23 protein-coding genes are annotated in these 13970 nt (G+C 53.2%); 4 read left to right on the top strand and 19 right to left on the bottom strand.

Annotated elements, in window-relative coordinates:
- Positions 1–42: 42 nt before the first annotated feature.
- Entirely contained in the window at positions 43–831 is a 789-nt protein-coding gene (gene phoH, locus AC6I8T_RS12635) for a phosphate starvation-inducible protein PhoH (RefSeq protein ID WP_013509516.1), read from the top strand.
- A gap of 236 nt (positions 832–1067) precedes the next feature.
- Here the strand turns inward: phoH and AC6I8T_RS12630 are convergent, their stop codons facing one another.
- The 19 genes from AC6I8T_RS12630 to AC6I8T_RS12540 form a co-directional block, all read right to left on the bottom strand.
- A complete protein-coding gene (locus AC6I8T_RS12630; protein WP_497833967.1) occupies positions 1068–2246 on the bottom strand; it encodes an Arm DNA-binding domain-containing protein in 1179 nt (392 codons plus the stop codon).
- Positions 2204–2410: an excisionase gene (locus AC6I8T_RS12625; RefSeq protein WP_497833966.1), complete on the bottom strand. Its 207-nt coding sequence runs from the start codon at positions 2408–2410 to the stop codon at positions 2204–2206. Before AC6I8T_RS12625 ends, AC6I8T_RS12630 begins: the two co-directional genes overlap by 43 nt.
- Complete coding sequence (locus AC6I8T_RS12620) at positions 2407–4149, bottom strand: DNA cytosine methyltransferase (RefSeq protein ID WP_497833965.1); 1743 nt, start codon at positions 4147–4149, stop codon at positions 2407–2409. Before AC6I8T_RS12620 ends, AC6I8T_RS12625 begins: the two co-directional genes overlap by 4 nt.
- Entirely contained in the window at positions 4146–5021 is an 876-nt protein-coding gene (locus AC6I8T_RS12615) for a phage N-6-adenine-methyltransferase (protein WP_497833964.1), read from the bottom strand. The genes AC6I8T_RS12620 and AC6I8T_RS12615 overlap by 4 nt, the downstream gene beginning before the upstream one ends.
- Before the next feature lie 622 nt (positions 5022–5643).
- Positions 5644–6171: a hypothetical protein gene (locus AC6I8T_RS12610; protein ID WP_497833963.1), complete on the bottom strand. Its 528-nt coding sequence runs from the start codon at positions 6169–6171 to the stop codon at positions 5644–5646.
- Entirely contained in the window at positions 6165–6383 is a 219-nt protein-coding gene (locus AC6I8T_RS12605) for a helix-turn-helix domain-containing protein (protein ID WP_013509325.1), read from the bottom strand. The genes AC6I8T_RS12610 and AC6I8T_RS12605 overlap by 7 nt, the downstream gene beginning before the upstream one ends.
- Positions 6376–7107 carry a hypothetical protein gene (locus AC6I8T_RS12600; RefSeq protein WP_497833962.1) on the bottom strand — a complete coding sequence of 244 codons (732 nt, stop codon included), beginning with the start codon at positions 7105–7107 and terminating at the stop codon, positions 6376–6378. Before AC6I8T_RS12600 ends, AC6I8T_RS12605 begins: the two co-directional genes overlap by 8 nt.
- Positions 7100–7354 carry a hypothetical protein gene (locus AC6I8T_RS12595; RefSeq protein WP_497833961.1) on the bottom strand — a complete coding sequence of 85 codons (255 nt, stop codon included), beginning with the start codon at positions 7352–7354 and terminating at the stop codon, positions 7100–7102. The genes AC6I8T_RS12600 and AC6I8T_RS12595 overlap by 8 nt, the downstream gene beginning before the upstream one ends.
- Positions 7354–7518: a hypothetical protein gene (locus tag AC6I8T_RS12590; protein ID WP_497833960.1), complete on the bottom strand. Its 165-nt coding sequence runs from the start codon at positions 7516–7518 to the stop codon at positions 7354–7356. Before AC6I8T_RS12590 ends, AC6I8T_RS12595 begins: the two co-directional genes overlap by 1 nt.
- Entirely contained in the window at positions 7511–8041 is a 531-nt protein-coding gene (locus AC6I8T_RS12585; protein WP_497833959.1) for an HD family hydrolase, read from the bottom strand. The genes AC6I8T_RS12590 and AC6I8T_RS12585 overlap by 8 nt, the downstream gene beginning before the upstream one ends.
- The gene (locus AC6I8T_RS12580) at positions 8042–8230 is read right to left on the bottom strand and encodes an ANR family transcriptional regulator (protein WP_497833958.1); all 189 of its coding nucleotides are present in this window, start codon (positions 8228–8230) and stop codon (positions 8042–8044) included. It lies immediately after the preceding gene.
- An 84-nt stretch (positions 8231–8314) separates the two neighbouring features.
- Positions 8315–9001: a hypothetical protein gene (locus tag AC6I8T_RS12575; RefSeq protein ID WP_497833957.1), complete on the bottom strand. Its 687-nt coding sequence runs from the start codon at positions 8999–9001 to the stop codon at positions 8315–8317.
- Positions 9001–9666, bottom strand: coding sequence for an ATP-binding protein (locus AC6I8T_RS12570; protein ID WP_497833956.1), 666 nt, complete (start codon positions 9664–9666; stop codon positions 9001–9003). The genes AC6I8T_RS12575 and AC6I8T_RS12570 overlap by 1 nt, the downstream gene beginning before the upstream one ends.
- A gap of 1 nt (position 9667) precedes the next feature.
- Positions 9668–10333: an exodeoxyribonuclease X gene (gene exoX / locus AC6I8T_RS12565; protein ID WP_497833955.1), complete on the bottom strand. Its 666-nt coding sequence runs from the start codon at positions 10331–10333 to the stop codon at positions 9668–9670.
- Between the two features lie 4 nt (positions 10334–10337).
- Positions 10338–10772, bottom strand: coding sequence for a hypothetical protein (locus AC6I8T_RS12560; protein ID WP_497833954.1), 435 nt, complete (start codon positions 10770–10772; stop codon positions 10338–10340).
- Positions 10753–10953 carry a hypothetical protein gene (locus tag AC6I8T_RS12555; RefSeq protein WP_497833953.1) on the bottom strand — a complete coding sequence of 67 codons (201 nt, stop codon included), beginning with the start codon at positions 10951–10953 and terminating at the stop codon, positions 10753–10755. The genes AC6I8T_RS12560 and AC6I8T_RS12555 overlap by 20 nt, the downstream gene beginning before the upstream one ends.
- Positions 10944–11078: a hypothetical protein gene (locus AC6I8T_RS12550; RefSeq protein WP_497833952.1), complete on the bottom strand. Its 135-nt coding sequence runs from the start codon at positions 11076–11078 to the stop codon at positions 10944–10946. The genes AC6I8T_RS12555 and AC6I8T_RS12550 overlap by 10 nt, the downstream gene beginning before the upstream one ends.
- Positions 11075–11479 (bottom strand): hypothetical protein, encoded by a 405-nt coding sequence (locus AC6I8T_RS12545; RefSeq protein ID WP_497833951.1) that lies wholly within the window; start codon positions 11477–11479, stop codon positions 11075–11077. The genes AC6I8T_RS12550 and AC6I8T_RS12545 overlap by 4 nt, the downstream gene beginning before the upstream one ends.
- A 1004-nt stretch (positions 11480–12483) precedes the next feature.
- Positions 12484–13188, bottom strand: coding sequence for a helix-turn-helix domain-containing protein (locus tag AC6I8T_RS12540; protein WP_497833950.1), 705 nt, complete (start codon positions 13186–13188; stop codon positions 12484–12486).
- A gap of 39 nt (positions 13189–13227) precedes the next feature.
- Between AC6I8T_RS12540 and AC6I8T_RS12535 the strand changes: the two genes are divergently transcribed.
- The 3 genes from AC6I8T_RS12535 to AC6I8T_RS12525 are packed head-to-tail and all read left to right on the top strand — an operon-like array spanning position 13228 to position 13950.
- Positions 13228–13458: a transcriptional regulator gene (locus AC6I8T_RS12535; RefSeq protein ID WP_497833949.1), complete on the top strand. Its 231-nt coding sequence runs from the start codon at positions 13228–13230 to the stop codon at positions 13456–13458.
- Between the two features lie 11 nt (positions 13459–13469).
- The gene (locus AC6I8T_RS12530) at positions 13470–13772 is read left to right on the top strand and encodes a CII family transcriptional regulator (RefSeq protein WP_497833948.1); all 303 of its coding nucleotides are present in this window, start codon (positions 13470–13472) and stop codon (positions 13770–13772) included.
- On the top strand, positions 13765–13950 hold the full coding sequence (locus tag AC6I8T_RS12525) for a DUF4222 domain-containing protein (RefSeq protein WP_497833947.1): 186 nt from the start codon (positions 13765–13767) through the stop codon (positions 13948–13950). Before AC6I8T_RS12530 ends, AC6I8T_RS12525 begins: the two co-directional genes overlap by 8 nt.
- The last annotated feature ends 20 nt before the right edge of the window (positions 13951–13970 follow it).

Below are 13970 nucleotides of genomic sequence, written 5' to 3'. Positions count from 1 at the left end.
TAATCCTGAAGCGATAAATGAAACCAACTGTAAGGTGCCACTATGGGAAGACAGAAAGCAGTGATCAAAGCGCGTCGTGAAGCCCGCAGAGTGCTTCGTAATGACTCTCGCAGTCATCGTCAGCGTGAAGAAGAATCGGTCACTTCGCTGGTGCAGATGGGTGGGTTGGATGCAATTGGCATGGCACGCGATGTGCGAGACAGTTCACCAATTGAAGCCAGAAATGATGCTCAGGCGCACTATCTTAAAGCCATAGAAACGAAACAGCTTATTTTCGCGACCGGAGAAGCGGGCTGCGGAAAAACCTGGATCAGCGCAGCCAAAGCGGCTGAGGCCCTGATACATAAGGATATCGACAGGATAATCGTTACACGCCCGGTCCTACAGGCGGATGAAGACCTCGGTTTCCTCCCCGGAGACATTTCCGAGAAATTCGCCCCGTATTTCCGACCGGTCTACGACGTTCTGGTTAAACGTCTCGGCTCTTCCTTTATGCAGTACTGCCTGCGCCCGGAAATCGGCAAGGTAGAGATCGCGCCCTTCGCTTATATGCGAGGACGTACTTTCGAAAATGCCGTGGTGATTCTCGACGAGGCACAAAACGTCACCGCTGCGCAGATGAAGATGTTCCTGACGCGTCTTGGTGAGAACGTGACCGTCATCGTCAACGGCGATATTACCCAGTGCGATTTACCGCGCGGAGTGACATCCGGACTCGCGGATGCCTTGGGACGATTCGAAGAAGATGAGATGATCGGCGTGGTTCGTTTTGGCAAAGACGACTGTGTCCGTTCGGCCTTGTGTCAGCGTACGCTACATGCTTACAGTTAACCATTGAGATTTGATACACAAAACCCGGCTGCGGCCGGGTTTTTTTGTGCGCAACGTATGGTGCACAGGCAAAAAAAAAGTCTGAACGTTAGTTCAGACTCTTCTTCAGAATGATGGCGGTGAGGGGGGGATTCGAACCCGCGATTAAATCTCCGTAACAACCTGAAATAAATAGTGTTTATCATGGCATTCTTTCCTGCGTGCATTATACGTGCATTGATCGTCAAAAAGCGGTGTTACTCGCTTCCGGTTTTTGCCCCTGGCCGCATCAGGTGCCCGTCGTAGTCGGCGAGGTATGAACCGTAATTTCTGAACAGCATATCCGGTCCCTTATGTCCCATCTGTTTACACAGCCAGAACAGGTTTACCCCGGCGCTGATATGCATCGTGGCAAACGTGTGTCGGGTCTGGTACGGATTCCGGTAGCGGATTTTTGCCGCTTTCATAATCGGCAGCCACGCTTTCTGGCGAATTGCATCCGAACCTGTCCAGGGTTCCCCGGTGCGAGGATCTTCAAAAACAAATTCACTCTTCATCATCGTGAACTGCTTCTGCTCGGCCAGCGCTTGCATTGCCTCATCATTCAGTTCAATCTTTCTGGTGCCGGATTTTGTTTTCGTGCCTTTGAAAACTCCCTCAACGACCGCGTTCTGCACAAACGCGGTTCGTTTCTGCAAATCGATATCAGCCCACTTCAGGGCGCACAACTCTGACGGCCGCACACCGGTATTGAAGGCAAATTGAAAAGTCGTCTTCCACTGGAGAAACTGGCAGTTGAGATAAATGATCCGGATTTCTTCTGGCGTAAACGGGTCAACCTCATATTCCTCTGTGTTTCCTGATTCCACTGAGAAATAACGGGATGCGCTGATGTGCGCTACCGGATTGTTGGTGATCAGACCGTCCGTCACCGCTTCATCTATGGCGCTACGAAGGAATGAAAGCCGGTTGCGGATCGTCTTCAGCTTTGTCTTTCGGCTGGCAACCCATCGTTTTAGAGCCGCCGGGGTCAGGTCGGTGACATAGATTTTGTGCAACTCCCTCAGCGCCCGCTGGCACTTGCGGTAGCCATCAAGGGTGGAAGGGGAGAGGTTGCGGTTTTCGCAGATCACCAGGTACTCATCCAGGTAATCTTTAACCGTCTTTTTTTTCTTTTCATGCCCGAATATGGCGGCCTTCTTTGACCGTGGAAAATAGTCGAGGTAGTGGAAATCCCCCGTTGAAATGCGGTTCTGGATCTCGCCAAGATATCGCTCGGCATATTTGATGTTACGCGGGTTTACCTCCATCCCGGAAAGGGGTTCCCTGCACAGAACCCCTTTAAACGTAAAAGTTAACTGGAGGGTATCGCCAGTTTTATGCTGGCGCACCGTTATTCCCCGCGGTAAAGCGGGTCCCTGCTGTTTCTTGCCCATCGGTTTACCTCATCAAGATCAATCCAGCGTTCCCGGACGCCGTCCACTTTTAATACGTGAACTCCCTCCCTCCAGATCTTCCTTTGTATCCTTTTGTTAATGGCTTCGACCGTTTCACCGGTGTTTTTGCAGTATGTTGAAAGGGGGACACAATCGAGGCTCATGCGATTTTCTCCTGTGAAAGTGGGGAACACATTTCCGGCAGATTGGCGCGCACCAGTGCCTCAGCGAACGGCGGCGGGACGGCATTGCCACAGCGGGCAACCTGTTTGTCTTTGGCGTATTTCACGCCGCGATAATCGCAGTCGATGACATACCAGGAGGGGAAGCCCTGGGCGGCGTAAAGTTCATGGGGCTGAAGCATCCGCATGCCGATATCAACGATCTGGTAATCGATACCCTCGACCGTCACCAGGCCGAAGCGGTCATTGGTGGTGACCGTACCAAGCGGATCGCTCAGGCCAACGCCGCCTTTCTCGTTACCGTAATACTTCATCAGGAAGGCCCGGACCTCGCCGAAATGATTGCCACCGGCGGTGACCGTTTGCAGCGGATCATCGGCTTTCTGCCCGGTGTTGGTGCCGCGCATCTTCACAAGGTTGGAAGTTACCAGGGCGTGGTGATCGGTGGTGGTTACGGTGTGTGCTGGCGCATCCACCGCCGCGCCGGGACCGGTGTAATTGCCGCCGAAATGCTTCGCCAGAAAGGTGGTGACCAGCGCGCTTTTGCCACCGCCGCCAGCGGTGACCGTTCCCGCTGGCTCATCTACTGCATGGCCGATGCTGCTGCCGAACTGGCGGGAAATAACCGGGGCCAGCCGTGGACAGATGATGTTGGTGCGGTTCTGCGTTAGCAGCGTGAAAAACGGTTTGTCCACCGGGCGCGGCTTCATCTGGAATGTAGATCCGCCGGTTCCGGCAAACACTGGTGACACGACTGCATAACCGTGTGTTTGGGTGATGGTTTTCAGCGGTTCTTCCAGTGACTGCCCCCGGAAACAGTCATATTTCGTTCGGTTGCTGGTGTGATTGCACTTCACAATAAACGGCGTTGGGTTGTCGATCACAAAGCGCTGGATGCCGCGCGCGATGCGTTTCATCGTGTTTTCTGCCAGCGGTTTAGAGCGCCCGAAAATGCTGGGGCAGGGGATCGACCAGTCAATACACTCTGCCGCTGTGCGCCACGGCTTCAGGTGTCCCGACTGAACCGCCAGACTTTTTGGATCGCCGTGGGTTGGCTGCGGCCACGTTACCGGCAGCCCGTCGCAGCGCATCACCATGAAGAAGCGTTTGCGGATGGTCGGCGCGCCGTAGTCGCAGGCGCGCAGCTCTCGGTGCTCGACGGCATAACCCAGCCCTGCCGTCAGGCGGCGAGCGGTAACGCTGTGGCGGTCAATATTCAGGAACTCGCACACCTCATCCAGCGCCGGGTGATCAGCGGTCACGCCGGTGCTGAGCATACCCACGAATGCGGCGAATGTTTCCCCAGCGCGCGCCGGGTCTGGCCGGTCCTCATCGGTGAGCAGCGGCCCCCAGGTTTTGAACTCTTCCACGTTTTCCAGCATCACAACGCGTGGCCGCTTCGCCAGCGCCCAGCGGATCACTATCCACGCCAGCCCGCGAATCTCCTTTTTAACCGGCTTGCTGCCCTTGGCTTTGCTGAAGTGGCGGCAGTCCGGAGAGAACCAGGCGAGGCCGACCGGCGCGCCTGCGGTGGCTGCCAGCGGGTCAATGTCGAACACCGATTCACAGTAATGCAGGGTGTCAGGATGGTTGGTGGTGTGCATGGCGATCGCGTTGGGGTCGTGATTAATAGCGATATCCACGCTGCGGCCGGTAGCCATTTCAATTCCGGTGCTGGCTCCGCCGCCACCGGCAAAATTATCGACGATGATTTCCCTCATTGGGCGTGCTCTCCGAATGTGGCTGTAAGTGATTGTGCTGCGGCAATGATTTCGCCTGACGGCTGGCGCTCCAGCAGCATGCGGTTGATGTGGTGCTTTACCTTGCGCTGGTGGTCAGTGGCCAGGCTGCCGAGTTGCGGTAACTGCCCGGCCAGCAACTGAACTTCAGCGGGCCAGATGTCGTTCTCTGTTTCCGGAATGACTGGTATTGATTGTGCTGCTGGAATCATCCGGGCTGCCGCCCGCTCGATGTGCTCTATCAACAAGGATCCACGTCTTTCCAGCTCGTCGCGGCTGACATAATCGAACTTTGGCCCATGCCACGACTTATCGAATACCGCGATGGCCGCGCCGAACCCGGCGGATGATTCTTCCGGCTGGCCCGGCTCCGGCCGATACCATGTAGGCAGGTCAAAACTGATGCGCCCGCGAATGAAAGCGATGTGATCGGCATCTTCCGGCCACCACACCTCGCCGGTTGCTGCTTTGATGAGAAACACATAGCGCCCGCCAGCCTCGCGCATCGCCAGCGTATGAGCAATGATGTGACGCATGCCGGTGATGTAATGCCCCTCATGCTGGCTGGCTCGGCTGTAGGGCGGGTTGGCGTATGCCGCGCCGTTCAGTTCCGCCAGGCGCTCAGACCAGTTTTGCACCAGAGCATTATCCTCAGCGGTGTAAAAAGCATCGCATTTGGCGTTGCTGGGATCGGCGAACAGGTCCAGCACGAACGGACCGAACATTGAGTTGATTCCCCACCAGAGCGGATCAGGCGTGCGCCACTGGTCGCCAACCTGCTTTAGTTTGTGAGTTGACTGGCCGCGTAGCGCCTCCAGCGCTGCGCAGTATGGGTTGATGATGTTATCGGTCATTGTTTTTACACCTCCTGTCAGCGCTTAAATTTCCTATTCAAATCAATCTGATGGTATGAACAAAAATCCAGCACATACGGGCATTCAGCCGGGCTTTCTGTCCCGTTTACAACGTCGCAGCCGCCCGCGTGCAGGCAGTTTCAGTTCTGGCAGCCGAGGCGGTTTTCAAAGCAGTTTTTAGCCATGTGGTAGCCATTGCACCGGCCGCCAGTGAACCGGTGAGGGAAGTCATAAGCGGAGCACCAGCAGGTAACCTGTCTGCCGCTCCAGTAGGCTTTTCCGCTGGCAATTGAGTTTTCATAACCTCACCTCACTGGAGATAGAACTCTGTGGTAAATGCCGCGATGAGCAGGAGAATCCACACGCCAGCGATTGCGGCGACATCGTAGAAAGGCTGGTGGCGCGCATAGTGCGCGCGGAGACGTTTTTTCATGGTGGCAGGCACAAAAAAACCGCTTTCGCGGCTATCGGTAGACGGGTGAACACTCGAGCTGCGCCGATGGTCGGCGCTCGAGTATTCGCTCTTTCATCTGGTTGCAGGCTGTTTCGGTTGGGTAGATGTGCTCACTGACGGGAACGGGCATGGCTGATGCGATAATGAGGACGAAGCCGATCAGCATGGTTACTTCACCTCCACATTTACTCGGGCAACAGTGCAATCTCGCTCAATCGCCTCTTTCACCCAGCGTTTATAAGCCTCAGGAAGAAACACCTCTGTTTTCCCTGAACCGTGCCAAAAGGCTTTAGAACTGGTATCAGGAAGGCGGATCGCCAGTGGCGGCTGCATCTGTTTGGCCTGTTCCAACATCCAGTTAGCGCCGTCGCGGAATATAGCGCCAGCGTGCCAGGATGTGTTGAGGCGGTAGCCATCCTCCTCGGTGATTGGCGAGGGGAGGTGCAAAACTGGAACTGGTTGCACAGCATATACAGCAATCTTATATACGCCGTCGTCATATGGTAGAACCCTGAAAGCTTCCCGCGCGTCTTCTCTGTGATACCCGATAGGCTCAGCTTCCAGCGCAGCCAGGGCGATGCGGGCATTTTGAATATCAAGCTGATCGACTTCGCTGATGGTTCCATTACTGCACATTTCGATTATTGCGTTGTTGCGGTCGATAAGCGTCTGGCGCTGTTCTTTGGTGATCACCATTCACATTGCCCCTTCTGAATAAACCCAATGGTGGACATATTGAACTTGGCTGCATACTTTTCGATCGTGCTGATGTAGGTGTGTTTGCTGTTCATCAGCTGGCGCAACGTGCTGGTCGAGACACCGCAGAACCACGCGGTTTTTTTGATGGTCCATTTCCGCTCGCGAGCGATTTTGCGCACTGCCAGATTGAATGAGAATTTATCAGGCACGATCCACCTCCACGCGTTTAAACTCAATGACCCACACCCACGGGCTATGCTGCCAACTTTCAGCACCGTAAATTGACTGCCATAGGCTTATGAAGCTGTCGCTGGGACGGTCAAACCATTCTTGAACGTCATTCAAATTGGCCGCCAAGTAATTGCAGTAGGCTGGATCAGTTACTGGTGTGCTGTCTCTACGACGAATACCTTCAGCCAATGCGTCTTGCTCGCTGATACTATTCAACCGCTCCACACGAACGCCGGTAATCTCCAGCGTTATGCGGGAAGCCCAGCGCGGCATGTGGATGGATGGAGTCCAGCCAACCATTTCGCTACCTTCCCAAGATGCGCGGTGAATACAATGCTCAGGCTTGCGGTAGCGCTTAGGTATCATGCTTAGCGGTGAGCCTTTGCAGCCGTAGAACTCCACATCAGCCCAAGTACCATCACGCGGAGCGTCAGGCATCCACGCCTCACGCACCCACAGGTGATCACCTACTGCACCGAAAGGGCAAGCAAACATCTCTGAGCGGATGTGATGGCCGGTGGCGTTCGATTCAGACCAGTAGTGTTTGCCGATATCGCTGCGTTTAGTTGAAGCCTTGACGCGAGACAGCCCAAACTGGTTTGATTCCGGCTGCACCTTGATAATCCGGCGTGTCTGCGTCTTGCTGCCGTTCAGAACTGCCCGAACCATGTCGGCGTTGAAAATCATTCCGCGCTCACGCATGGTCATCACCCTTACGCTTCTGATCAGCAACCTCAATGGCGTTCGCCAAGATGATTTCTTCAGCAGCCATGAGGTGTATCTGTACCGGATGAACTGGTCGCGCATTGAGTTCGCCACTGTCCAGCGCGGTAAGTTGTGCTGCAACCAGATTTGCCTCGAACTCATTCAGTTTGCGGATGTAACCCTGACCGGTGGCGGCGTCAGTGAAAACCAGAGCAGCATTTGATAATTCAACTTGTTTAGGCATCAGTGCCCCCGCTTTCTCGTCACCACGCGCGCGGCGCAGCGGCTGAAATTGCCGTAATAGTCGCCCTCATCAAACTTGATGACGGTCCCAGTGAAGTCCCTGCGATGCATCCACATAATCGCGTTCGATTCGATGGAGATCCCGCGTGCACGCTGTTTAGCCATGATTACCTCCTTTCAGGTCGTTATAGCGTTGCAGGAACAGCACGCGAGCTTGGCGGGGATTGAGCGGGGACAACAGGAAAGATGCCGGTTCGATGTCATTCGGGATCTGCCAGTAATCGCCATCGTTCAAATCTAAATCCCGGCGTTCAGTTGCCAGCATTGTCAAATCTGCCCGGATGACCTCTATGCTCATTACCTCCGGAAAACCAAACTTGGCAGCGATGACCTCTTCGACTGATTTGATGATGCGGCGGTAATCCGGCAACAGTTGCTTTAGCGGTGATGAAATGTCGTTGCAATAAGCCTCTGCCGCGTCGTGCAGCAACGCTTCCAGCGCGAATTCGGGCGGCACCAGATAGCTGACGTGAACCGAGTGCTGCGCCACGCTGTAGAAGTCCTGAACGTGGCCGGTGAAGCGGCAGAGATTCGATAGCGCACAGGCGATGTCATCGATGCAGATGGCATCTGGCGACATGTTGAGAAAATCGAAGTGCTTGCCAGACTGCGTGGTGATCCAGGACATTTATTCCTCTCCCTGTTTGCTGCGCTTAAACGCACCCAGGCAGAAAAGGGCGCGGTGTTTTGACCAGTTGACGTTGGCACCTGAGGCTCTCTTTTTGGCCTGGCGCCATACCTGTGATGCTCTGAAGAATTCGCCGCTGTGCTCAAGGGCAACGGCTTCGGTTGCGAGTGACGTGTAGGTTTCGTCCATAGTTGCCTCGGCAGCTGATGGTTGATGAAACAAAAACCACCTCAGTCGAGGCGGTTATGATGACCGGTTTACAAAATTCACACCTCAGAAGGGAATGTCGTCGTCGAAGTCTTGTTGCGGTGCCTGCTGCTGGTTATTTCGACCGCCTGAGTTCTGAGCCAGCCGCGACTGCGTCTGTTGCTGGCCTCCCAGCATGGAACGCTGCTGATTACCGCTGATACCACCCATTGCTCCCTGTGGTTGCTGCTGGCGTTCGTCACGGTCGCTCAGATTTGCCAGTAACTTATCAACGGCTTCAGCGGGTGTGTTTTCCATCGCCTCTTTGTAGGTTTTGCGTGTTTTGGTGCCGAATGCCTGGCGAATTTCAAAACGGTACCCGTCGCGGCCATCCGATTTGGTGTAGAGAACCTTCTGCAAAACAAACCCGATTGGCTTACCTTCCAGATCCTTACAGTGATATTCGAGACCTTGTTCACCCATAACCTCAGTGGAGAAAAGCTGTTTCGTGTTGGTGAGGCCCATGATGGCGTTAATCATGGCTGTACCGCCCTTCAGCGGGTTACCGTCACGCCCGATGTAGGAAACACGCAAATAGTTGATTGAACCCACATCAGCATCGAGAGATAGCTCGAGTGACTGCGACTGAGAATCCTGACCGTTGGTGAACAGCGCGGTGCGGATGGTGCCGATATAGGCCCCGGTTTCAGATGCGCCGCCCGGTCCTGCTGCTTTCGCTGATTCAGCGTCAAAAGTGAAAATTGGTTGCTGCATTATGCGGTTACTCCGTCATTAAGTTCGTAATAATCCCGGATCGCCGCATCGACGGCGTTCAGGTCGTTGTCGATCTGGAACTGTTCAAAGAGGCCAATCGGCGATTTCACCGGGTCGGTGCCGTCGGATTGGGTTGTGAAGTAGTAGCGGCCATCTGTCACGCCGGTGCGCAGCGCGATACTGAACATGCCCTCTACGGTGATTTTTTCATCCAGCATCTTGCCGATGGTCTTCATTTTGATGCGGCCGGCGGCCGTCTCTTCGGTATGTGCGAGGAAGTAAACAATCAGGTCATCCTCCGCTGCCTGGGCTGCGCGTATAACGTCCCAGGCTCCGCCGCCGATCTCGGTGAATTTCTCGAACGACTTTTCACTGCGGCGCCGCATGAACTGGTTGCCCATCACATATTGAAAGTCGTCAACCACCACGAACCGTTTACCGGCGCGCCGGGCGAAGTTGATGATCGTGACGATGTCGTTCGGCACATCGGTAAAGAAGACGTTGCCGGTTTTGGCAGTGAAGTCGCGAGGCTTCCAGCCACTGGATTTGAAGGGAAGACGCTTGTTTTCAGGGTTAACAAGGAAACCGTGATCGGGGTTCAGGTGCATTAAACTGGCTGACTTGCCAGAACCTGAGTCACCCAGAATAAGGACCGGAATGCCCATATCAGCCCTCCAGGTAATGTTGCATGGTGAATTTCTGATCCTCATCGAGGTCCATATTCGCCAGCGCCCAGCGCAGATAACCCTGGTCTTTGGCGGCAATCTCTTCGAAGGTTTTGCCTTTGTGCTTGCCAAAACGCATGGTGTGTAGCAGGGAAGGGCGTGAGGAAATATCACGCATCTGAGAAATAGTCAGCTGCACATCCCGGTTCAGACGAATCAGGAGCGCCGCCGTTACGTAGCAGTCATACAAGGCGCGGTGGGCGTGTAATCCTTCCGGCACATCAACATCGAGCATGAAGTGGTAGCGCAGGTACTGGTTAGAATGGCTCTCAAGCTCCGGGTACAGCTTGCGCGCTAATTTCAGCGTGCAGATCCACGGTGCTGTGATTTGTGGCAGCTTTGGGCGGTCAAACGCGGCGTTGTGCGCAACATAAACGTCGGCACCCAGATAGCGGTCAATCACATCAGCAATCGGCGGCGCGTCGGCCACCATTGCATCTGTGATGTGGTGTACAGCCATCGCGCCAACTGTGATTGGCTCTGGTGGTTTAACAAAGTTGCTCATCGGGTTGCACAACTGGCCATCAACGATGTCGATGCTCGCCAGCTCACAGATACCACCCTCAAAGCTGGTGGTTTCCGTATCTATAATGCGGATAATTGTCATGGATTCATTTCACCCAAGCATAACGGGTGCCTAATTTGATGTTAGTGATAGCTGTTCTTGACAGCCCGTATCTGATGCCGATAGTCCGATGAGTTTCAGTGCTTGCCCTTATTTCGCGAACATCTTCCTCAGTAAGTTTCTGCAAGCCATGCATGTTGACCGTTCTGCATTTTCGGGAACGATCGATCATGTTTGCTTTATGATCGCCAATTGATAAGTGTTTGATATTGCAGCAGCGTGGGTTATCGCAGGAATGTAGAACATTGGCGTTCGGTGCGGCATTAATTATCACTCTGTGAGTTTTTAGCGTTACCTTGCCTGAACGAACATGCCCGTAGCCATCAGCGGTAAGTGACCCCTGCCATTCCAGGCAACCGCCCTCAGATAAAATGCAGCGACTAAGAATGTAGGCTTTAAGCTCACTGATAGACCTTTTCATGCAATATCCTCAACGTTGAATCGTCGGCGTTCGCTTCGCGCTGCGCCAGCCTGTGGGCCAGCGTCACCAGTTCCGCCGGGGTAATCTGGTTCTGCTCGCAGATGGTTAAAATCGTGTCGAGCGTCAGGGAATGCATCGCCTCTTTCAGGGCGATTTCTGTGGGGATAATGGTTACATCCATCCGGCACACATCCCCGCCACGACAAGCGCGGCCAGAGTAAGAGGAATCAGCCAAGTGCGACGGCGTGGGTGGAAATCAGCGCCGGTCAGGCGATATTTGAATTGCAGGCGTTCCACAGGGTTCATGATGCACGTCTCCGGGTTTTGCCCGGACGCGCTGCCGGGACACGTATTGTTTGCTGATAAAGCCGGGCACATTCCCTGTCATTGCAGAAATTGCGCTCTTCGGTGCGGTTCCAGAAGCGGATGACTGCAAGTTTTGTATCGCCAGGGTGACGGAAACGCCCACAGTAATCACACAGCTCTGATTCGGTGAATTCGGTTCCGGACTGGAGTACCGTGAATTCCATATGCCTGCGCTGCTGGCCGGCGCCGTCGATATAGTGAACAAAGGTTTCGTCGTGCCCTTTGTAGTCCGGCTCAATCGTGCAGTGGTCGAAAATGACTTTCTGATTACCGATGCGGATCGGCGTGCCAGACGGCAGCTCAGCGAGGCGCTGGCTCGTCAGCTTGGGAATGATTTGCATGTGAGTTACCTCGGCTTGCTGGGAAAAAGTCAAAAAAATGCCCCCGATGCGGGGGCTAACAACTACACACAGCATTTATGGGGTTGTGGCGCCAGGTGCTGATCTTCTGGTTGCCTCGATGGACTGCAATTCACCACAACGGGGAGAGCACTGGCTAACCAGGCACGAGGCGTCATCTGTCATGCACCTCTCAGCGCTCTCTCCGTTGTGTGCCGGGATGATGCCCGGCTTATCCACCGCCTTTACTTTTAAGCCCAATATGCTGCTGCGGTACTCCGGGCTGCCATTCGTCATTAAAGCTACTTACGCGTTAACCGGGCGCTAACCGGCTACTTAGTGATGCCTTAAGACTTCCTCTCCCTCACTACGTCGCCGTGGGAGCCAGACCGTAATACGCCGTCTTCACGATGCGTCACCCGTTAGGGTGGGCATAAGCGGTCTATCCGCTTTGCTACTTCATTGTTTTATCTCCTCTTTGGTTGAAAAACGCATCTGTATAAGTTGTACCCTCTGCTTTGCTCACTATGCTGGCGTATGTCTTGCCTCGCCTGTAGCACCGTCCATGATGTCGCAGGGAGTGAGCGCGCTGCGTACTGTCTGCCTTGATACAGAAGCGCTTGCCGAATTGTTAAAGAGCGATCAGCTTTCTGCGGTGGGCTGCGTCGTGCTGTGGAATGAAATATACCCTTGGTTATTTTGATGGTCAATACCTTAGGGTATAAAATGTATAACTTTGGGTTTAAACTGATGATTGAAGGAGAGAAAAAAATAATTTTGGGTTTTTCGGGGAAGGGAAAACATAGGAGGGTTATTTTTCTTGATCTTTTCTTGATCGAAGCATAATCTTTACTGTATATATAAACAGTGTTGGAGGTTTGGGGTGTGAAAAAACATTGTGAATCAGGTGATTAAATGGTTATGGGTATTTATCGGGATGGGGCGGGAAACTACAAAATGGTAAGCCCTGTGTTCATTTATCCACGACAGGGCTTGGAAAAAATTTTCTATCTGAAGAAACGGGAAAGGAAAACTATGACGCCAATTATTTTAGTTTCTTCTGTCACCGATAACAGAGGGATGCGTGTATCACCGCTATCGAGATAACCAGAACCACCTTTTGATATGAATTTATAAACGGACTGAACGCCATTTAGTTCCACAAAAACATAATCCTCGTTGCCTGGCTTCTCTTCGGTATCGATCACGATGATGGAACCTTGAGGTATCTCGCTAAAGCCACTTGGATGTCTAAGTTTATAAGCTCTTGCGTGGCTGCTATCAACAATGTTGGGCACCAATGCCACATCCGGCGTTATGCCATTCATATCCCAAACATTAACGAACCTATGTTTATCATCAGCTTCTTTGCTGGACCTCGTTCGCTCAGATTTATCAGCATGGTATTCACCAGACTGAGCATGCGGATACTCCATGTCACCTTGGCCGGTTTGTAGCCATTCTGGCCGCACATTCAACGCTGTTGCTATTTCAACCAGTCGCTTCGAACTCTTTGTTTTACCAGTAACGATTTTCCAGATTGTTGGCTGTGAGACACCTGCGGCCTCAGCTAATGAGACCTGGGTATGACCACGTGCATCTATGGCCGTCTGTAGTCTTTCTGCAAGATTCGTCTTTTTCATGCCCGAAAACATATAACTAGGGATATTGGCAGTCAAATACCCTAGGGTATTGATATTGTGTATTCTCAAGGTTATTATCCTCGCATCGTTAAACCTTAGGTTATTAACATGATCAATGAAGCAATCGAAAGAGCAATCAAGGTTGTCGGTAGCCAGAAGAAATTTGCGGCGCGAGTCGGCGTTAGCCAACCAAATGTTTGGTGCTGGTTACACGGAAAAAAGCGGGTTTCACCCGAAAAAGTACCTGCAATTGTTGAAGCAACTGGTGGGGAGGTTTTGGCGTATCAAATTCGCCCAGACCTACCCGAATTATTCCCACATCCAAATCAAAGTAAGTAAGGAAATTTTCAATGGAATCATCCGCAACATCACGCAACAAGGCGCGTGATATCGAAAGCGAAATTGTCAGTCGTATTGCCGCCCAGGGGGTGACGGCAGTTGCCAAAAAACTCGGCGTGGATAAATCGCAGGTCAGCCGCTGGCAGAGCCCCGGCGGAATGATTGAGAAAGCCAGCTGTTTGCTGGCTGCCCTCGATTTCCAGCAGCCATCCGGGATGGTGATCTTTAAGGGTGATGAGACAGCCGATCTAGCTCGTTGCCTGATCGGGATGCTCGAACATCTCCGGGCAGAGAACGGGGGCGCTGGTGGATGAAAGGTTCGTTGAAACCGACAGGGAGTACCGCGACAGGCGGGGCATTATTGTGCGCGTCGTCAGTTATGACCGTAAGGAATGGCGCGTCATCTTCATGCGCCCTGGCTATCCGCATGAATGCTTTGTGCCGAAATGGTACTTCGAAAAGTATTTCCGAGAGGTTGGGAAGGAAGGCTGAACAGGTAGGACTGAACAGCC

It is taken from the genome of Pantoea sp. X-Soil-OKNW-556, assembly GCF_059730695.1.
The sequence above is the reverse complement of the archived record's forward strand: the minus strand, read 5'-3'. Positions and strand labels throughout refer to the sequence as shown.